An 18,743-nucleotide genomic window follows, 5' to 3' on the forward strand; every position below is an offset into this window, starting at 1 on the left:
CGCGTGGGCCGCCCTTCCCTGCTTCGTTGTGGCGGGGCGGGTGGGGTCGCGCAGCCCGGCGTTTGCGGAGTGCCGCTGCGCCCACCCGTGCCGCCCCAGCGGCACGACTGCCCGCAGTTATGCCAGCAGTCGATCCACCACTGCCGCGATGCCGTCCTCCTCGTTGGAGGTGGTCACCTCGTTGGCTACCGCCTTCAGTTCCTCGTGGGCGTTGGCCATGGCTACGCCGTGGGCGGACCAGGCGAACATCGGGATGTCGTTGGGCATGTCGCCGAAGGCGATCGTCTCCGCGGCCTTCATGCCCAGCCTGCGTGCCGCCAGTGACAGCCCCGTGGCCTTGGACAGGCCGAGCGGGAGCAGTTCGACGATGCCCTCGCCCGCCATGGTGACGGTGACGAACCCGCCCGCCGCGCGGGTGGCCGCGTCGGCGAGCTCGTCCGAGGTCAGCGTCGGATGCTGGATGTACAGCTTGTTCAGGGGCGCCGTCCACAGGTCCGACGCGTCCGTGAACGGGGTCGCGGGCAGGGCGCCCACGACCTCGTAACCGGGACCGACCAGCACCTCGCCGTCCAGGCCGTCGCGGCTCGCTGCCAGGTACAGCGGGCCGACCTCCGCCTCGATCTTGGCCAGCGCCACTCCGGCCAGCTGCCGGTCCAGGGTCACCGACGTCAGCAGGCGGTGCGCCCCGGCGTCGTACACCTGGGCGCCCTGGGCGCAGACGGCGAGGCCCTCGTAGCCGAGGTCGTCGAGTATGGGACGGGTCCAGGGGGCCGCGCGGCCGGTGACGACGATGTGCGCGGCGCCCGCCGCGGTGGCCGCGGCGAGCGCGTCACGGGTGCGGCGGGAGACCGAGTGGTCGCCCCGCAGCAGCGTGCCGTCGAGATCGGTGGCGATCAGGCGGTAGGGGAAGGCGGTGCTCACTTGGTGACCGGCTCCAGGATCTCCCGGCCGCCCAGGTACGGACGCAGCACCTCCGGCACGCGCACGGAACCGTCCGCCTGCTGGTGGTTCTCCAGGATCGCCACGATGGTGCGCGGTACGGCGCACAGCGTGCCGTTGAGCGTGGCCAGCGGGCGCACCTTCTTGTCCTCACGGACGCGGATCGACAGCCGGCGCGACTGGAACTCGGTGCAGTCCGAGGTCGAGGTCAGCTCGCGGTACTTGCCCTGGGTCGGGATCCACGCCTCGCAGTCGTACTTGCGCGCGGCCGAGGAGCCCAGGTCGCCCGAGGCGACGTCGATCACGCGGAACGGCAGCTCCAGCGAGGTCAGCCACTGCTTCTCCCACTCCAGCAGCCGCTGGTGCTCCGCCTGGGAGTCCTCCGGTGCGACGTACGAGAACATCTCGACCTTGTCGAACTGGTGCACGCGGAAGATGCCCCGGGTGTCCTTGCCGTGCGAGCCGGCCTCGCGGCGGAAGCAGGGCGAGAAGCCCGCGTACCGCAGCGGCAGCCGGTCGGCGTCGATGATCTCGTCCATGTGGTACGCGGCCAGCGCCACCTCGGACGTGCCGACCAGGTAGAGGTCGTCCTTGTCCAGGTGGTAGACGTCCTGGGCCGCCTGGCCGAGGAAGCCGGTGCCCGCCATCGACTGGGGGCGCACCAGCGCGGGGGTCAGCATCGGCGTGAAGCCGGCGGCCGTGGCCTGCGCCATCGCGGCGTTCACCAGGGCGAGCTCGAGCAGCGCGCCGACGCCGGTCAGGAAGTAGAAGCGGGAGCCCGAGACCTTGGCGCCGCGCTCGACGTCGATGGCGCCGAGGAGCTGGCCGAGCTCCAGGTGGTCCTTGGGCGCGAAGCCCTCGGCGTCGAAGTCACGGATGCTGCCGTGCGTCTCCAGCGTGACGAAGTCCTCCTCGCCGCCGACGGGCACGTCGGGGTGGACGAGGTTGCTCAGCCTGAGCAGCAGGTCCTGGGTCTCGGTCGCGGCGGTGTCGCGGTCGGCGTCGGCCGCCTTGACGTCGGCGGCGAGCTGGCCGGCCCGCTTCAGCAGCTCGGCCTTCTCGTCCCCGGCCGCCTTGGGGATGAGCTTGCCGAGCGACTTCTGCTCGGCGCGCAGCTCGTCGAAGCGGACGCCGGACGACCTGCGCCGCTCGTCGGCAGACAGGAGGGCGTCGACGAGCGCGACGTCCTCTCCACGGGCGCGCTGCGAAGCACGCACACGGTCGGGGTCCTCACGAAGCAGGCGAAGGTCAATCACGCGGTCAAGGCTACCGGTGCGGGGTGACGCCTCACGACTCACTATTGCGGTGCGGTGACGCGCGTTCCGTTATGAGGGAATTGCGTGCAATGTTCCGCAAGGTCAATGAATGTGGCCCTCCCCCTGGAACGGGTCAGTTCACGGGACGCCGGTTGACCGGGATTCCTTGCGCGGTACGGAACTTGGGCTTCGGTTGTCCACAGGCATCCACACTCTCGGGGAGTTATCCACAGGGTGTGGGGAAGATCTGTGGACTTCGGAATTGATCGCTCCGAAACGTCTGATCAAAGCCGAGGATTCCCAGGACAAACTCCCTTCCTCCCCACTTTTGAGTGGAAAAGGCTCACCCCAAAGGGTTGACCAAAGGAAAAGGGTGGACGAAGGAGGATGTGCGGGGTGATGAACAAGGTCATGCGCCGTGGGGCGATTTGTCGACTGGATGGGGCTTCGGTGTCGACTTGTCCCCAGATGGAGAAGCGGACCTGTGGATAACTCCTGTGGACAACGAAAATCAGCAGGTAGGACCGGCCGGTCCTGTCAGAACCGGCCGTCCTGGCACCGTGCGACCCAGTCCGCCGCCCCCACGAACTCCTCGTCCGACGTCCCGGGGAACGGCGGTCGCACCTCTCCGGGACGCACATCCGCACGCGGGTACGAACCGAGGAAACGCACCTGCAGACAGATCCGCTTGAGCCCCATCAGCGCCTCGGCCATCCGGCGGTCCGAGATATGCCCCTCGGCGTCGATGCAGAAGCAGTAGTTGCCGATCCCGGCACCGGTCGGCCGGGACTGCAGCAGCATCAGGTTGATGCCACGGGTGGCGAACTCGCCCAGCAGGTCACGCAGACCGCCGGGGTGGTCGTCGCGCTGCCACAGCACGACGGACGTCTTGTCGGCGCCCGTGGGCGCGGCGGGCCGGGCCGGGCGGCCCACCAGCACGAACCGGGTCTGGGCGTTCTCCGCGTCGTGGATCTCCGTCTCCAGCGCCTCCAGGCCGTACCGGGCGGCGGCGAACTCACCGGCGAAGGCGGCGTCGTACCGGCCCTCCTGGACCAGTCGCGCACCGTCCGCGTTGGAGGCGGCCGACTCCCAGACGGCGTCCGGGAGGTGCGTCTTGAGCCAGTTGCGGACCTGCGGCTGGGCGGCCGGGTGGGCGGTGACCGTCTTGATGTCCGACAGCTTGGTGCCCGGACGGACGAGCAGCGCGAAGGTGATCGACAGCAGCACCTCGCGGTAGATCATCAGCGGGGTGCCCGCGACCAGTTCGTCGAGGGTGGTGGTGATGCCGCCCTCGACGGAGTTCTCGATGGGGACGAACGCGGCCTCGGCCTCGCCGGTGCGCACCGCGTCGAGCGCGGACTGCACGGACACGTACGGGATCAGCTCACGGGTGGCCGCCTCGGGAAGCGTACGCAGGGCGACTTCGGTGAAGGTGCCCTCTGGGCCGAGATACGCATAGCTCGCTGGCATGACCTCACCCTAATGGGCCCCGGCCGACGGCAACCCCGCCAGAGCCCTCAGGGGTGACACAGGGCGGTTCTCACCCCTCCAGCAGCCGCTGCCCCACATACTCTCCCTCCGCCGCGCCGCCCGGCACCGCGAACAGCCCGCTCGCCTCGTGGCGGACGAACGGCGTCAGGGCGTCACCCCGGTCGAGCTTGCGCTGCACCGGCACGAAGCCGCGCAGCGGATCGGCCTGCCAGCAGATGAACAGGAGCCCCGCGTCCGGCGCCCCGTCCGCGTCGATGCCGTCGTGGTACGAGAACGGCCGGCGGAGCATGGCGGCACCGCCGTTCTGGTCGGGGCGGGTGATCCTCGCGTGGGCGTTGAACGGGACGACCAGGTTGCCCCGGGAATCCGTCTTCTCCAGGTCCATCTCGGACGTCTCGGTGCCCCCGGACAGCGGCGCCCCGTCGGACTTGCGGCGCCCGATGACGCTCTCCTGCTCCTTGACCGGCAGCTTCTCCCAGTCGTCCAGCAGCATGCGGATACGGCGTACGACGACGTAGGAGCCGTTCGCCATCCAGGCCGGCTCGCCCTTCCCGGGGACGAAGATCCGTTCGTCGAAGTCGGACTCGGCGGGTTTGGGGTTGCGGGTGCCGTCGACCTGGCCCATCAGGTTGCGGGCGGTCATGGGACGGTCGGTGGCGCCGGGTGAGCGGTTGAAGCCGTTCATCTGCCAGCGCACCTTCGCCGCGGAGCCCGCGTCCTTCTGGACGGCGCGCAGGGCGTGGAAGGCCACGAGGGCGTCGTCGGCGCCGATCTGCACCCACAGGTCGCCGTTGCTGCGGGCCTTGTCGAGGTGGTCGGAGGAGAAGTCGGGCAGCGGGTCCAGGGCGACCGGACGCTGTTTCTCCAGGCCGGTGCGGGCGAAGAAGCTGTGGCCGAAGCCGAAGGTGAGGGTCAGTGAGGAGGGGCCGGCGTCACGGGCCACGCCGGTGTCGTCCTGCGCGCTGGCCTCGCCCGCCATCAGCCGACGTGCGGTGTCCGACCAGCGGCGCAGCAGGGCGGCAGCCTCCTTGCGTCCGGCCCCGGGGGCGAGGTCGAAGGCGATGAGATGGCCGCGGGCCTGGAGTGGCTGGGTGATGCCGGGCTGATGTTTCACGTGAAACTCGACCCGGCTGTCGCCCACCGACGTCAGCGGGGTGGCACCGGCGGGTGCCGCCGCGTATCCCGCGGCCCCACCCGCCGCCCCGAGGACGAGCCCGGTGGCACCGGCCGTGCCGAGCAGCCGGCGCCGGGAGATGCCGTTCCCGGTGGTCCGGTCCCCGGGCTCCTCCTGGGGCGCTCCGGGGGTCCGGGCCTGGGGAAGGGTCTGGTCAGCCATGGTGGTTCAGCCGATCTTCGTGTTCTTCGAGACGGTCACCTGGTCGATGTCGGAGGTCCGCACGGTCACCTCGACCTTCCAGTCGCCCGTCATGGGGATCTGTACTCCGCTCGCCGACCAGTGTCCGGTGGTGATGTGGTCGGGGACGACGGGCAGCGGCCCGATGCCCTTGGCGGAGAGGGTGAAGGCGACCTTCACCTCGGGGATGTCGAAGGCCTGGCCGTCCGGGCCCTCCACATAGATGTGCATGTCGTTGTCGCCGACCCGGGCGGGGTCGAGGTCGACCGTGACGACGCCCTTGCCGTTCTCGCCGCCGGTGTCGAAGGGCATGTTCAGCGTCACCGCGCCGGTGCCCTGGCCGGTCGGGGCGGACGACGAGGACGAGGCGGAGGTGGCCGCCGCGGCCTCCTGCTCGGTGCGCCCCGGCTCGGTCTGCGTCAGCACGGTGGTGACGGCGAGCAGGACGACGGCGATGCCCGCCTCGGCGAGTACGGAGCGGCGCAGACCGAAGCGGTTGGGGTCGGCGTCACGCAGCCGCTTCTGCCGGGCGCTCTCCATCGCGGCCCGCTGTCGGGCGAGCTGAGCGGCCCGGGCGTCGCCGCCCTTTCCGGATCCGGATTCGCCCTTCCCGGATTCGCCCTTCCCGGACTCACCGTTCCCGGATTCGCCCTTCCCGGACTCACCGTTCCCGGATTCGCCCTTCCCGGCTCCGGTGGCTTTGCCTGCCCCTGCCGGCTGCTTCTCCTTCCCCCTCTCCTCTTCTTCCTCGCGCGCTGCCGGGGCCGGTGCCTCCGCCAGCCGTGCCGTCCAGCGCCGCGAGACCGAGGCGATCGCGACCATCACCACCACGAGCCCGATCTTGGCGAGCAGCAGTTGCCCGTACCGGGTGTCGGTCAACGCCGACCAGGAGCCGAGCTGTCGCCAACTCTGGTAGACGCCTGTGACGACCAGCGTCACCACGCTGCCGAAGGCGAGCCGCGAGAACCGCTGGACGGCGTCCTGGCCGACCGGGGTGTCGGCGGGCGCCCGGTAGAGGGCGACGAGCAGGGCGGTGAGTCCGCCGAGCCAGGCGGCGACGGCCAGCAGGTGGAGCACGTCGACGGGCATGGCGATGCCCGGCTGGAGTCCCTGGGAGGCGTGCTCGGACATGGCCCAGCTCGCGGCGAGCCCGGCCGCCACGACGGTCCCGCCGATCGCCAGCCCGAAGGTCAGGTCCCGCTTCTCCTCGGCGTCCCGCTTGTCATAGGCGCCGAACAGCACCGCGATGAACAGGGCCGCCGCGGCGAGCAGCAGCAGCCGGGAGACCAGTGCCGCGCCGGTCTTCGTCTGGAGCACGTCCCCGAGCAGCGACAGGTCGAAGACGTCGCCGACCTTCCCGGAGGTGGTGTAGGAGCCGCGCAGGAGCAGCAGCGCGAGCGTGGCCGCGGTGAGCGCCAGCCATCCGGAGACGACCAGCCGCTGTACCGCCCGCACCCCGGCGCCGCGCCCCCAGCAGGCGAGCACGAAGGCGGCCCCGCCGGCCATGACGACGAAGCCGGCGTACGACACGTAGCGGCCGATGTCGTACAGCCAGCCGACCAGGCCGTCGTCGGAGGCCTGCGCGCAGGCGGAGACGGAGGTCTCGGAAGGGGCGCCGATGGAGAAGGTGAAAGCACCGGCGACGGGATGGCTGTCCGCGGACACCACCTGGTAGGCCACGGTGTACGTGCCGTCGGGCAGCCCGCTGAGCAGCCGCACGGTGTACGTCGTGCCGCTGAGGTTGGCCGGGTCGCCCTTGTCGACCCGCTTGCCCTTGGGGTCGAGGACGCGCACGGCGTCGTCGCTCACCGCGATCTGCTCGGAGAAGGTGAGCGAGACCTGGGTGGGCGCCGTGTCGACCACCGCCCCCTGCCCGGGATCGCTGCCGGTCAGCGCGGCGTGTGCGGAGGCGGGAGCGGCTCCGGCGAGGAGCGCGCCGGTGACCGCCAGGAGCAGCAGCACCAGGATCCGCACGCGGGGGGCGATGGTCTGGGTCACAGGGGTGTCTCCCTCAGTGTCCGGTCTTCGGGGTGTAGGTGGCCGGCTTCACCGGTATCTCGACCGTGACGGGGTCCGACTCGGCGAAGCGCAGCTCGACGGAGACCTTCTGACCCTGCTTCGGCTTCCGCTTGAGCTGCTCGAACATCAGATGGCTGCCGCCGCTCTCCAGCACCAGGCTGCCGTGGGCCGGGATGTCGAGGGCCTCGGCCTCCTGCATGGCCCCGTCGACGGTCTCGTGCACGGTGACCTGGCCGGCGACATCGCTGCTGACCGAGGTCAGCCGGTCCGCGGAGTCGCCGTCGTTGGTGATGGTGAGGAAGCCGGCGGCCATGTCGGAGACCGGCTGTGGCATGTACGCGGAGCCGACGGACAGCTCCGCCGCACCGCCGTCCGAGCCGCCGCAGCCGGTCAGGGCCAAGGCCAGCGCCCCGGCGACGACCATGGCCGCGGCTGCCGGGCGCCTCACGGGTTCTCGCCCTTGATGATCTTGGGGAGGTCCTTGGTGTAGTCCTCGACGGTGGCGTCCTCGCCGTAGAGGACGTAACCGCCGTCGGTCTCCGGTGAGAAGGCGATGACCTGGGTGCCGTGGTCGGAGACGGTCTTGCCGTTGTCGTCCTTGCGCGGCGGGTCGATCGAGATGCCGAGGGTGCGGGCACCGGCCTGGATGGTGTCGAAGTCGCCGGTCAGGCCGACGACCTGGGAGTCGATGCCCTTGAGCCACTTGCCCAGCGCGGCGGAGGTGTCACGCTCCGGGTCGGTGGTGACGAACACGATCCGCAGCTCGTCCTGCTGCTCCTGGGGAAGCTGCTTCTTGGCCACGGCGAGGTTGTTCATCGTCAGCGGGCAGACGTCGGGGCAGTGCGTGTAGCCGAAGTAGATCAGCGTGGGCCGGCCCGCGGTCTGCTCGCGGAGGTCGTACTCCTCGCCGTTGGTGTCGGTGAGGACGAGGTCCGGCTTCTCGAAGGGCTTGTCGAGGACGGTGGCCGCCTTCTGGGCGCCGGCCTCCTCGGACACCACGGCGACGGGGTCACCGCTGTCGTTGTTACCGCTCCCGCAGGCGGAGAGGGTGAGGGAGGCGGCGGCGAGCAGGGCCGCGGCCGCGAAGGTCTTCTTGCGCATGAATGGTCCTGAGAGGTGAGTGCTCCGGCGCGCACCGGGAGGTCACGTGGGCCGTGAGCGGCCCGGTGCGCGCCGTCCAGATGAGGAGAGGGGTCAGGCGGTGGCGCGCCGACGACCGGCGAGGACGCCGTAGGCGACGCCCGCGGCGCCGACCACGATGCCGACGACGCCCAGGACGCGGGCGGTGGTGTCCGTGCCGCCGGAGTCGCCCTCGTCGCCGGAGGCGGAGGTCTGGGCGGAGGCGTTCTCGGCCGCCGCGGTGTCGCCGGAGGCCTTGTCGTCGTCCGCGGCGCCGTGCGAGTGACCGTCCTCGGAGGCCTCGGACAGGGTGAGCACGGGAGCCGGGTGCTCGGGCTCCTCCTGGCCCTCCTGCGGCACCTCGATCCAGCGGACGACCTCCTTGTTGGAGTACGTCTGCAGGGCCTTGAAGACGAGTTCGTCGGCGTCCTCGGGCAGCGTGCCGACGGACACCGGGAACTTCTGGAAGAAGCCGGGCTCGATGCCGTCGCCCTTGGCGGTCCAGGTGACCTTGGAGACGGCCTCGTTGATCTTCTTGCCGTGCATCTCCAGCGGCTTGTCCAGCTTGGACGTGGTGACCTTGACGTCCCAGCCCTCGACCGGCTGCGGCATCACGGACGCCAGCGGGTGGTCCGTGGGGAAGGTGACCTCGAGCTTGGTGGTCGAGGCGTCGTCCCGCTCGTTGGGGACCTTGAAGCCGACGACCGCGTAGCCGCCCTTCGCGGCCTCACCCTCCGGCTGCACGCTGACGTGCGCGAAGCAGGGGGTGGACACGGCGAGGACGGCGGCACCGGCGACGGCACCGGCGGCGGCGATACGGGAAGCCTTCATGGCAGAAGCACTCCGCTTCGGTTGAGGTTTCACTGACGGTGAGGGATGTGCCGCGCGTACGACCGGACGGGTCTGTCGGGCAGGACGGCCGGGCGCACACGGAAACGGCCGCACGCGCGCGTGCCGCACGCCGGCGCCCCTCTCCTCGGCTCCTCGGCCGGAAAACCCGGAGTGGTGGTCGCCTCGCGTCAGGCGGCGAGAGCGAGTGCGGTGCCGGCGGCCGGCGGGCCCCGGCGGATCACCGTGTGGTGCAGCCCGGCGGAACGGGGCGGAAGCGGGGCGAGCAGCGCGGTGCGCGCCATGCGCGGGGCCCCTTCCGGTGCTCCCGGGAGCCCGGCGCGCAGGGCACGCACCAGGGCGAGCGCCGCGCGGAGGGACCGTACGAGGGCGCCCTCGGCGACACCGTGCGCCGACAGTTCGGCCAGCCGCAGCAGGGCCAGGTCGCCGCGGCGCAGCAACCATCCCGCGGCCAGCGCCGCGAGGACGTGGCCGAGCAGCATCGGCAGTGACGGCAGCAGGGACGCCGGGACGTCCGCGGCGGTCTCCGCGTGGGTGGCGGCCCCGGCACGGTGGACCCGCGCGTCGATGAGGACGCGCTCGGCCTGCGCGGGGCTGAGCCCCGCCGCGGCGGTCCCGCACAACAGCCGCGCGGCCCGCTCGACCAGCGCGGCGTCGGAGAGCGCGGACGACGAACCCGTGGCGGGTGTGCCGTGCTGCCCCAGGCCGAAGAGGGTGTGCAGGGCCGTCTGGCCGCACGCCAGCAGCACCGCGGTCCCCGGCAGCGACCGGGTGCGCCCGGTGAGGGGGGCGGCGACCGCGAGGGCCCCGAGGAAGCCCGCGCCCAGCGTCCACAGCGGTACGGCGGTGCAGGAGGCGAGCGTGTGCCCTGCCCCGGCCAGCACGACGCAGACCGCGGCGAACACCGCGGCCCGCAGGATCCGGAGGCCTCGTCCGGAGCGTGTCGTACGCGGGTGGGGGGCAGACATGGCGAGCTCATCATCGCACCGGCCCACCGGCCGCCGTACGGCAGGTCCGCAAGATGAGGTACGACCGGAAGGTCACATCTGCTACGACACACCCCACATACACCGATCGGATCCACGACACACCCGCCATATGGGCGGTGTCACGTCAACTTCACGCTTACCGGCGAGCACTCAGGGCAATACGTAACGGTATGTCGAGCCGCAGCCAGGAGGCTGGAGCATGAGCATCTGGTGGTCACTCCATCTGCGGCGCGACGCCGCCAGCGTGCCGCTCGCCCGGCGCCTGCTGCTCGGCACCATGGAGACCGCGGGCGTCGACCCCGACATCTCCTACGACTTATCGGTCGCCCTCAGTGAGGCCTGCGCGAACGCGGTCGAGCACGGCGGGGACACCGCGCGGGACGGCACCTCGGAGGCGTTCCGGGTGACCGCCTACCTCGACGGCGAGAAGTGCCGCATCGAGGTCGCCGACGCGGGCCCCGGCTTCCCCGGCGCGACCGGGAACCGCCCCCGCCCGCCGGCCCGTCCCGCGCCCTCCGACGCGGAGCACGGACGGGGCCTGTGTCTCATCAGGGAACTCGCCGACCACGTCCACATCGGCAACAAGCCGGGCCGCGGCGGAGCGGTGGTGAGCTTCGACAAGATCCTCAAGTGGCGCGAGGACGCCCCGCTCGTCGCGGTGTAGTGAATCGGCGGTGCGGCGAGTCGTGGTGCGGCGAGTCGCGGTGCGGCGACGGGAACGGCCGGGCACGCGCGCGTGCCCGGCCGTCGCGCGGTACGTCAGCCCTTCAGGGCCGCCATCCACGCCTCGACCTCGTCCGACCGCCGGGGCAGCCCGTCGGACAGGTTCCGGTTGCCGTCCGCCGTGACGAGGATGTCGTCCTCGATGCGGACGCCGATGCCGCGGTACTCCTCGGGCACGGTCAGGTCGTCGGCCTGGAAGTACAGACCCGGCTCGACGGTGAGCACCATGCCGGGCTCCAGCGTGCCGTCGACGTACGTCTCGGTCCGTGCGGCGGCGCAGTCGTGGACGTCCATGCCGAGCATGTGACCGGTGCCGTGCAGCGTCCAGCGGCGCTGCAGCCCCAGCTCCAGCACCCGCTCCACCGGGCCCTCGACCAGGCCCCACTCGACGAGCCGCTCGGCCAGCACGCGCTGGGCGGCGTCGTGGAAGTCGCGGTACTTGGCGCCCGGCTTCACCGCCGCGATACCGGCCTCCTGGGCGTCGTACACGGCGTCGTAGATCTTCTTCTGCAGCTCGCTGTACGTGCCGTTGACCGGCAGCGTGCGCGTGACGTCGGCCGTGTAGTACGTGTGCGTCTCCACGCCCGCGTCGAGCAGCAGCAGGTCACCGGAGCGGACCGGGCCGTCGTTGCGCACCCAGTGCAGCGTGCAGGCGTGCGGTCCGGCGGCGCAGATGGAGCCGTAGCCGACGTCGTTGCCCTCCACGCGGGCGCGCAGGAAGAACGTTCCCTCGATGTAGCGCTCGGACGTCGCCTCGGCCTTGTCGAGGACCTTCACGACGTCCTCGAAGCCGCGCACGGTGGAGTCGACGGCCTTCTGCAGCTCGCCGATCTCGAAGTCGTCCTTGACCAGCCGCGCCTCGGAGAGGAAGACGCGCAGCTCCTCGTCGCGCTCGGCGGTGACCTTGTCGGTCAGCGCCGCCTCGATCCCGGCGTCGTACCCGCGCACCACCCGCACCGGGCCGGTGGTCTCGCGCAGCGCGCCGGCCAGCTCGCGGACGTCGGAGGCGGGGATGCCGTACAGCTTCTCGGCCTCGGTGAGGGAGTGGCGGCGGCCGACCCACAGCTCGCCCTGCCCGTCCAGCCAGAACTCGCCGTTCTCGCGGTTGGAACGGGGCAGGAGGTAGATCGTCTCCTTGTGGCCGTCCGCCGTGGGCTCCAGGACGAGGACGCCGTCCTCCGTCTGGTTGCCGGTGAGGTAGGCGTACTCGACCGACGCGCGGAAGGAGTACTCCGTGTCGTTCGAACGCGTCTTCAGGTTGCCCGCGGGGACGACCAGACGCTCACCCGGGAAACGGGCGGAGAGCGCCGCGCGGCGGGCGGCGGTCTCGGCGGCCTGGGGGATCGGCCGCAGATCATGCAGCTCGGTGTCGGCCCAGCCGCTCTTCATGCTCTCGGCCAGCTCGTCGGACACGCCCGGGTACAGGCCGTTCTTGCGCTGCTTGACGGGCTCTTCCTCGGCAGTCTCCGGGGTCTCCGGCAGCTCCTCGGCCACGGTCATCCTCCTCGATACGGCACTGGACCACCCCCCATCGTACGGTCGGGCGGAAACAGCCGAACGGGGCACGGAACGGTAGCGGAGAGGGACGGGACGGCTACTCGAACCGCGCCGCCAGCAGCACCACGTCCTCCCTGGAGTCCGCCGTGTCCGCGCCCTCGGGCAGCACCGCGCGCAGGACGTGGTCGGCGACGGCGCCGGGGTCGCGGCGCAGTGCCTTCGGCACCCCAGCCGCCGCCGCGTGCAGCCGCGCGAAGGCGCGGTCGGTCGGGTCACCGGTGCGGTGCAGCAGCCCGTCGGTGTAGAGCAGCACCGTCTCCCCCGGCTCCGCCTGGACCTCCACGCTCGGCGCCTCCCAGCAGGCGAGCATGCCCAGCGGCGCGGAGACCGACGTCTCGACGAACTCGGTGCGGCGCTCGCCGAGCAGCAGCGGCGGGCTGTGCCCGGCGCCGGCCAGCGTGATCCGGCGCAGCGCGGGTTCGCAGTAGCCGAACAGGGCGGTGGCCGACCGGGCGGGCTCGGTGAGCCGCAGCAACAGCTCCAGGTCGGACAGGACGGCGACCGGGTCCTCGCCCTCCATCACGGCGTACGCGCGCAGCGACGCCCGCAGCCGGCCCATCGCCGCGACCGCGCTGGGTCCCGACCCGGTGACGGACCCGACGGCGAGACCGAGGGCCGCGTCCGGCAGCGGCAGCGCGTCGTACCAGTCGCCGCCCCCGCGCGGGGAGGTGCGGTGCCGCGCGGCGAGCTGGACGCCGGCGACCCGGGGGAGACGGGAGGGCAGCAGTTCCTCGGCCATCGTGGCCATGCACGCGCGCGTGCGCTCGAGTTCGAGGAGCCGGGCCAGGTGCTCGGCGGCGTGGCGGACGTACAGGCCCACGAGGTGACGCTGCCGCTCCGACGGCTCGGCCGGCTCGTCGTAGAGCCACACCGCGGCGCCCAGGCGTCCGGCGGCCCCGGTGGCGAGGGGGAGGGCGAAGCTGGCGGCGTAGCCGAGGCGGGCGGCGACCTCGCGGTGCCGGGGGTCGAGCCCCTTCTCGGCGAACAGGTCGGGTTCGGCGATGCCGTCGTCGGCGCCGGGCAGCCCGTCGAGGATCCTGCCGTACGGCAGTGCGCCGCGCGGCACCGTCTCCATGTGGCCGAGATCCGCGCGGGCCAGTCCCAGGCCGATGGTGGTGGCCGGGTCGAGACCGTCGGCGGGTTCCAGGGCGACGAGCCCGCGCCGCGCGCCCACCAGGGCGGCTCCCGCGCGCAGCAGCTCCTGGAGCGCCTCGTCGAGCGTGCTCGCGCGGGCCAGGCGTTCGGTGAGTTCGTGGAGGGTCGTGAGGTCGGATACCCAGCCGGCGAGCCGGTCCTGGAGCAGCGCGCCCGGCGCGTTCTGGGGGTTTGCCGGGGGAGCCGGGGAGGTACCCGCGGTGACGGACGCGACAGTGTGTGCGGGTGAGGGAACCGTTGAATCGATTCCGGCCACTTTCGGAGGGTGCGGAGCGTTCATGGTGTCCGGCTTTCCGACCGGTACGTACTGCTCAAAAGCATCGCAAACCCCCATGTCATTCTGCGTCGCCGGCAGTGTCTCCACATGTACACGTACTCGTGAGGAGATGTCCAGCATTGTCCTGCTGGGATTCCTGGTGTCCGTGGGACTGGAGAGAACTCCCCGCAGACCCCTTGCCGAAATATGAAGTTGGCTTGAAACTGCCTCAGGGGGAGGCATATTGCGGTCGACTGGCCTTGCTCGACGGAGCGTCACAACGGTCGTGATGGGTACGTACTCGGTGAAGGCCAGGGGTGGTTGGGAACCGCTCGGGAACCTGGCGACGGACCCGGGCGTCTTAACCACCGACGACCGTGCCCCATCCTCCCGTGGCGGAGGCGGAGAGAACCACGCGCGACGGCAAACGCCAGACTTCGCCACCCCCACGCCACACCCGTACTTCTGATAGACGCGGTACGGGCGGAACGGCCGCGGAGGCAGCCCATGCTCGGCCCATAGGGGTACCCCCTGCCCGGCGCGGGGGTGTGATGCGCCCATAGGTACGCACAGTGAAGTGATCGACACATGACGTGATCTGGACCACGGTGTTGCCAGGCGTGCAACGGAAAGGAACGAGCGCTCATGCGCGAGATCCTCGGAAGGCGACGCAGGCTCCTGTCCCGGCGCGGCGACGGAGGGCCCGATCTGATCGGCGCGGCCCTGACCTTCGCCACGGACTGGCAGTGGCCCGTACTCCCGGGCGTGGCGGCGGACCCGCAGGGCCGGTCCCGCTGCGCCTGCCCCGACCCCGAGTGCACGGTGCCGGGTGCCCACCCGTTCGACCCCGGCCTCCTCGCCGCCACCACCGACGCGCGCATGGTGCGCTGGTGGTGGGGGAACCGGCCGACGGCGCCGATCGTCCTCGCCACCGGAGGCAAGGCCCCCTGCGCGGTGTCCCTGCCCGCCCTGCCGGCCGCCCGCGCCCTCGCCGCGCTCGACCGGCGCGGCATGCGGCTCGGCCCGGTCGTCGCCTCGCCGGCCCGCTGGTCGATCCTGGTGAAGCCGTACTCCATGGAGCAGCTTGGCGAGCTGCTGTACGCCAAGGACTTCGTCCCCGGCTCCCTCCGCTTCCACGGCGGGGGCGGCTACCTCGCGCTGCCCCCGTCCGAGACCGCGCAGGGCGAGATCCGCTGGGAGCGCGCACCACTGCCCGGCTCGGCCTCGCCGTGGGTGCCCGACGTCGAGGCGGTGGTGGACGCCGTGGTCGACGCCCTCACTCGTACGGGTGTGAGCGCGCCCGAGATGTAGCGGGTGCGCGCACGGCATCCTGGCCGGGGCGCGGTCTTCTCCTCCCGGACCGGGGTGTCCGCGCGCCTCGCGGGCGCCGTGGCGGCCTGCGCGGTGCGCGGTTGTGTGCTGCCGTGGCGGGGCCGGGGGGCACGCCTGCGGGGCCGGCCGGTGCGGCACGGCCCACCGCGCGCGGGACGCCAAGGTGCCGCTGCCGCCGACGAGGGTCACCCGTCCGGGCCCGGGCCCGGGGACCGGACCGGTTCCGTACGGCCCACCGCGCGCGCAGCGACGGCGTGATGCCGCCGTGCGGCGTGGCCCCGCGCTCTCCTCCCCTTCCCTGACGGCGTAGGGGCGCGGACCTGTGTGCCGGCGCAGGGGCAGGACCTCTGGGCGCGGACCCACCACCGCAATGCCACCGGCGATGCCTGGAACGCCGTACCCGGCCTCATGGGATCCGGCGACGGACATGCCGCGCCGGGAACGGGTTGCCACGCACGAGACGCCGGGCCGACGCGGTCAGGGTGGTCGGGGTCGGCGCCGTGAGGGGACCGCAGCCGTTGCGCTCCGGAAGCAACTCGCTTATGGCGACGGGCGGTTGACGGACGACCGCGTTCCGTGAGCGGCGGCCGACACGCAAAGACCCGGTTGCTGGCGACGGGGGATGCACCAGCAACCGGGCTACTGGAACGGTAACAAGAGATCGGCGGTTAGCAAATTCGATCTCGGCTTTTCCGGTCACCGACTGGCTTGCCCGCGCCGGGAGTTGCGCATGGGATCGATGGGGCGCGACAGGGCGGTTCCGCAGGCCGGGCGACCGGCGGAACCGGGGGTGCGGCCCGGCCTCAGCTCAGCGTGACCTGGCGGTTCGTCAGACCGCCGCGCGCGCGGCGCTCGTCGGCGGTCAGCGGCGCGTCCGTGGCCAGCGCGGCGGCGAGCCGCTCGGCGAACTCGGCCGCCGGCTTCTCCACGTCCTCGGCGCCGACCCCGCTGGGCAGGTCCCAGACCGGCACGGTGAGCCCGTGAGCGCGGAAGGAGCCCACGAGACGGGTGCCCTCACCGAGGGAGGAGCCACCCGCCGCGTGCAGCCGCGCGAGAGCGTCCAGAAGCTGCTCCTCGGGATGCGGCATGACCCACCGCAGATGGTTCTTCTCGGGCGTCTCGCACCAGTACGCGGAGTCCACGCCCGACAGCTTGACGGTCGGGATGGCCGCGGCGTTGGCCCGCTCCAGGGAGGCGGTGACGTCCGGCGTGGCGTTCTCCGGGTCCGGGACCCAGAACTCGAACCCGCTGTGCACGACCGGCTCGAAAGCGCCCTCGGGGTCGAGCAGTTCCTGCAGTCGGGGACCGTCGGCGGGGGCGCGCCGGGCCTGCACCGGAGTGCCCGGGTCGGCGGCGAGCGCGCGCTGCAGGGTGTCGGCGAGGTCGCGGCTGATGTCGCCGGAGGAGGTGTCGTTCTGCAGGCCGAGCAGGACCGAGCCGTCGTCGCGGCGCAGGGCGGGCCAGGCCATCGGCAGCACCGTGGCCAGCGTGACCGACGGGACGCCCTCGGGCAGGCCGTCCTTGAGCGTCAGTTCGACGGTGGCGGCCGGCACCAGCTCGCGCAGCGCCACCCAGTCGCACTCGCCCGGCAGGCCCTCGAACGGGCGGTGCACCAGCTCGGTCACCGCGTGCGCGGCGGCGCGGCCGTGGCAGGCCTTGTAACGCCGGCCGCTGCCGCACGGGCAGGGCTCGCGGGCGCCGACGACCGGGATCTGCCCGTCCGTGAGCTGCGGGCGCTTGGCCTTCGTCTGGGGTCGCTTCTTGGCCATCGTGGGTGTCTCCCGGTTACGGCTCGTCTCGTACGGGCGCGAGCCTAGCCGTTCACACCACGGCCGGCGGGAACCTGTGGACGACGTGCCGACCTGTGGACACCGGGGAGACCGCGCCGGACCGGCGCCGTCTCCCCGGCCGGGGCCGCCCTCAGTCCAGGTCGTCGAAGACGTCCGCGAAGTCCAGCCCGGGTATGCGGGAGACCGCGGGCGCCGTCACCCGTGCGGCGAAGTCCTCGCGCCGGTGCCCGGCTCCGGCATCCGGGTCGTACACGTCGTCGTGGACGACGACCCACACCGTGACCTCGCCCGGCACCTCGTCGCGTACGCCCCAGTCGTCGGCCAGCGCGGTGATGATGTTCAGCCCCCGGCCGCCGTGCGCCGTGACCGACGGGGTGGCCGGAGCCGGGCGGGTCGGGCCGCCGCCGTCCGTGACCTCCACGACGAGCCGTCCGCACGGGTCCACCCGCCAGGCGGCGCGTACGTCCCCGTCCCCGGCCAGGGCGTCACCGAGCGGCCGGCCGTGTTTGCACGCGTTGCTCAGCAGCTCGGAAAGAATCAGTACGGCGTCGTCGATGACCGGGTCCGCCACACCGCCGTCGCGCAGCTGCGCGCGCATACGGCGCCTCGCCTGCCCCACGCCCGCAGGGCCGTGGGGCACGGCCATGCTCGACGACGTGGGCACCTCCTGTGCCACCACCAACGCCACCCCCGAGACCTCCTTCGCCCCACGCCACGGTGTGGATGCCCCATGGGCCCGAACCGGAAACCGGTCGATCCGTGAGCGGTGACGCACTCCAAGCGATCGAACACGCACCGAACGCGCCGGAGCACTCCCCGTAGCCGTGTGGCTGGATCTCGTCGCTGTGGCCGAGATGTGAGGATGCGCCGGGATCGGGCACGGGGTCAAGGCTTGTGCGCACTGCTCCTGGGGCCGGTGGGGCGGGTGGTGCGCCGCGCGGTCAGCGGCCGAGCTGATCGAGCACCGCGCGGGGGCGGTTGGTGATGATGGCGTCCACGCCGAGACGCACACAGAGGTCCACGTCCTCCGGTTCGTTCACGGTCCACACGTGCACCTGGTGCCCGGACTGCTTCAGGCGCTCGATGTACGCGGGGTGGCTGCGCACGATGCGGATCGAGGGCCCCGCGATCCGCACGCCGGCGGGCAGGCGTCCGTCGCGCAGCCGCGGCGAGACGAACTGCATCAGATAGACCGTGGGCAGCGTCGGCGAGGCGGCACGCACGCGGTGCAGCGACCGCGCGGAGAAACTCATCACGCGCACCGGGGAGTCCTCCGCTGCGGCGGGCGCGTCGAGACCGAACCGCTTGAGCAGGAGCAGCAGCCGCTCCTCCACCTGTCCCGCCCACCGCGTGGGGTGTTTGGTCTCGATCGCCAGCTCGACCCGGCGCCCGGCGTCGGAGACCAGCTCCAGCAGCCGCTCCAGGGTGAGGACGGAGGTGGCCTCCCGGTCCTCCGGGCGGTGCTCCCAGTCGGGCTCCTCGACGCGCGGCCCCCCGAAGGCGTCACGGCTCTTCCAGGAGCCGAAGTCCAGGGCGGTCAGATCGGAGAGCTCGAGCGCCGACACCGCACCGCGCCCGTTGGACGTACGGTTGACGCGACGGTCGTGAACGCACACAAGGTGGCCGTCGGCGGTCAGGCGCACATCGCATTCGAGCGCGTCCGCACCGTCCTCGATCGCTTTGCGGTACGCGGCCAGGGTGTGCTCGGGGGCGTCCTCGGAGGCCCCCCGGTGCGCGACGACTTGGGTCAGGTGCTGCCGTGCGTGGGTCACCGCGTCATGGTGCCACCGTGCACGGGTAGACGGGTGCTCGGAGTGGAGTGAACGGTGTCGCCGTCCGGTCGGAGGCATCGAGTGGCGTGCCTTACGTGAGTAATGCCCTATATAAAGAATGGCCCCGGACCCACAGGAACGG

16 protein-coding genes are annotated in these 18,743 nt (G+C 72.0%); 2 read left to right on the plus strand and 14 right to left on the minus strand.

The window, feature by feature from the left end; all coding sequences use genetic code 11:
- Positions 1–117 precede the first annotated feature (117 nt).
- From AMK33_RS15475 to AMK33_RS15515, 9 genes are all read right to left on the minus strand, one after another.
- Complete coding sequence (locus tag AMK33_RS15475; RefSeq protein ID WP_073933377.1) at positions 118–921, minus strand: HAD family hydrolase; 804 nt, start codon at positions 919–921, stop codon at positions 118–120.
- Positions 918–2,195 carry a serine--tRNA ligase gene (serS, locus tag AMK33_RS15480; RefSeq protein ID WP_073933378.1) on the minus strand — a complete coding sequence of 426 codons (1,278 nt, stop codon included), beginning with the start codon at positions 2,193–2,195 and terminating at the stop codon, positions 918–920. Before serS ends, AMK33_RS15475 begins: the two co-directional genes overlap by 4 nt.
- 537 nt (positions 2,196–2,732) lie before the next feature.
- The gene (gene pheA, locus AMK33_RS15485) at positions 2,733–3,665 is read right to left on the minus strand and encodes a prephenate dehydratase (protein WP_073933379.1); all 933 of its coding nucleotides are present in this window, start codon (positions 3,663–3,665) and stop codon (positions 2,733–2,735) included.
- Between the two features lie 70 nt (positions 3,666–3,735).
- Positions 3,736–5,022: an iron uptake transporter deferrochelatase/peroxidase subunit gene (efeB, locus tag AMK33_RS15490; protein WP_073933380.1), complete on the minus strand. Its 1,287-nt coding sequence runs from the start codon at positions 5,020–5,022 to the stop codon at positions 3,736–3,738.
- Positions 5,023–5,028: 6 nt separating this feature from the next.
- A complete protein-coding gene (locus AMK33_RS15495; RefSeq protein ID WP_073933381.1) occupies positions 5,029–7,038 on the minus strand; it encodes a copper resistance CopC/CopD family protein in 2,010 nt (669 codons plus the stop codon).
- A gap of 13 nt (positions 7,039–7,051) precedes the next feature.
- Positions 7,052–7,507, minus strand: a complete 456-nt coding sequence (locus tag AMK33_RS15500; protein WP_073933382.1) for a copper chaperone PCu(A)C — start codon at positions 7,505–7,507, stop codon at positions 7,052–7,054.
- Positions 7,504–8,160, minus strand: coding sequence for an SCO family protein (locus AMK33_RS15505; RefSeq protein WP_073933383.1), 657 nt, complete (start codon positions 8,158–8,160; stop codon positions 7,504–7,506). The genes AMK33_RS15500 and AMK33_RS15505 overlap by 4 nt, the downstream gene beginning before the upstream one ends.
- 93 nt (positions 8,161–8,253) lie before the next feature.
- Entirely contained in the window at positions 8,254–9,009 is a 756-nt protein-coding gene (locus tag AMK33_RS15510) for a YcnI family copper-binding membrane protein (RefSeq protein WP_073933384.1), read from the minus strand.
- 188 nt (positions 9,010–9,197) lie between these two features.
- Positions 9,198–9,995, minus strand: a complete 798-nt coding sequence (locus tag AMK33_RS15515; RefSeq protein ID WP_073933385.1) for a hypothetical protein — start codon at positions 9,993–9,995, stop codon at positions 9,198–9,200.
- A 220-nt stretch (positions 9,996–10,215) separates the two neighbouring features.
- Between AMK33_RS15515 and AMK33_RS15525 the strand changes: the two genes are divergently transcribed.
- The gene (locus AMK33_RS15525) at positions 10,216–10,680 is read left to right on the plus strand and encodes an ATP-binding protein (RefSeq protein ID WP_073933387.1); all 465 of its coding nucleotides are present in this window, start codon (positions 10,216–10,218) and stop codon (positions 10,678–10,680) included.
- A 95-nt stretch (positions 10,681–10,775) separates the two neighbouring features.
- Here the strand turns inward: AMK33_RS15525 and AMK33_RS15530 are convergent, their stop codons facing one another.
- Together AMK33_RS15530 and AMK33_RS15535 are read right to left on the minus strand one after the other, a co-directional pair.
- Positions 10,776–12,233 (minus strand): aminopeptidase P family protein, encoded by a 1,458-nt coding sequence (locus AMK33_RS15530; protein ID WP_107425122.1) that lies wholly within the window; start codon positions 12,231–12,233, stop codon positions 10,776–10,778.
- A 100-nt stretch (positions 12,234–12,333) separates the two neighbouring features.
- A complete protein-coding gene (locus AMK33_RS15535) occupies positions 12,334–13,848 on the minus strand; it encodes a PP2C family protein-serine/threonine phosphatase (protein ID WP_079194874.1) in 1,515 nt (504 codons plus the stop codon).
- Between the two features lie 504 nt (positions 13,849–14,352).
- Here AMK33_RS15535 and AMK33_RS15540 point away from each other — a divergent pair.
- Entirely contained in the window at positions 14,353–15,018 is a 666-nt protein-coding gene (locus AMK33_RS15540; protein WP_073933390.1) for a bifunctional DNA primase/polymerase, read from the plus strand.
- An 824-nt stretch (positions 15,019–15,842) separates the two neighbouring features.
- On the opposite strand, the gene AMK33_RS15545 is transcribed toward AMK33_RS15540, so the two are convergent.
- From AMK33_RS15545 to AMK33_RS15555, 3 genes are all read right to left on the minus strand, one after another.
- On the minus strand, positions 15,843–16,808 hold the full coding sequence (locus AMK33_RS15545) for a DUF5926 family protein (protein WP_073933391.1): 966 nt from the start codon (positions 16,806–16,808) through the stop codon (positions 15,843–15,845).
- A gap of 151 nt (positions 16,809–16,959) precedes the next feature.
- Positions 16,960–17,604, minus strand: a complete 645-nt coding sequence (locus tag AMK33_RS15550) for an ATP-binding protein (protein WP_073933392.1) — start codon at positions 17,602–17,604, stop codon at positions 16,960–16,962.
- A 166-nt stretch (positions 17,605–17,770) separates the two neighbouring features.
- Positions 17,771–18,601, minus strand: coding sequence for a glycerophosphodiester phosphodiesterase (locus tag AMK33_RS15555; protein ID WP_073933393.1), 831 nt, complete (start codon positions 18,599–18,601; stop codon positions 17,771–17,773).
- Between the last annotated feature and the right edge of the window lie 142 nt (positions 18,602–18,743).

Source organism: Streptomyces sp. CB02400 (genome assembly GCF_001905725.1).
In the GTDB taxonomy this organism is placed as follows: domain Bacteria; phylum Actinomycetota; class Actinomycetes; order Streptomycetales; family Streptomycetaceae; genus Streptomyces; species Streptomyces atrovirens.

Coding starts and splice junctions, on each gene's coding strand:
- AMK33_RS15540 (WP_073933390.1), top strand. CDS start 14,353: ATGCGCGAGATCCTCGGAAGGCGACGCAGGCTCCTGTCCCGGCGCGGC.
- pheA (WP_073933379.1), bottom strand. CDS start 3,665: ATGCCAGCGAGCTATGCGTATCTCGGCCCAGAGGGCACCTTCACCGAA.
- AMK33_RS15505 (WP_073933383.1), bottom strand. CDS start 8,160: ATGCGCAAGAAGACCTTCGCGGCCGCGGCCCTGCTCGCCGCCGCCTCC.
- AMK33_RS15515 (WP_073933385.1), bottom strand. CDS start 9,995: ATGTCTGCCCCCCACCCGCGTACGACACGCTCCGGACGAGGCCTCCGG.
- AMK33_RS15525 (WP_073933387.1), top strand. CDS start 10,216: ATGAGCATCTGGTGGTCACTCCATCTGCGGCGCGACGCCGCCAGCGTG.
- AMK33_RS15535 (WP_079194874.1), bottom strand. CDS start 13,848: ATGCTGGACATCTCCTCACGAGTACGTGTACATGTGGAGACACTGCCG.
- AMK33_RS15510 (WP_073933384.1), bottom strand. CDS start 9,009: ATGAAGGCTTCCCGTATCGCCGCCGCCGGTGCCGTCGCCGGTGCCGCC.
- efeB (WP_073933380.1), bottom strand. CDS start 5,022: ATGGCTGACCAGACCCTTCCCCAGGCCCGGACCCCCGGAGCGCCCCAG.
- AMK33_RS15545 (WP_073933391.1), bottom strand. CDS start 16,808: ATGGCCAAGAAGCGACCCCAGACGAAGGCCAAGCGCCCGCAGCTCACG.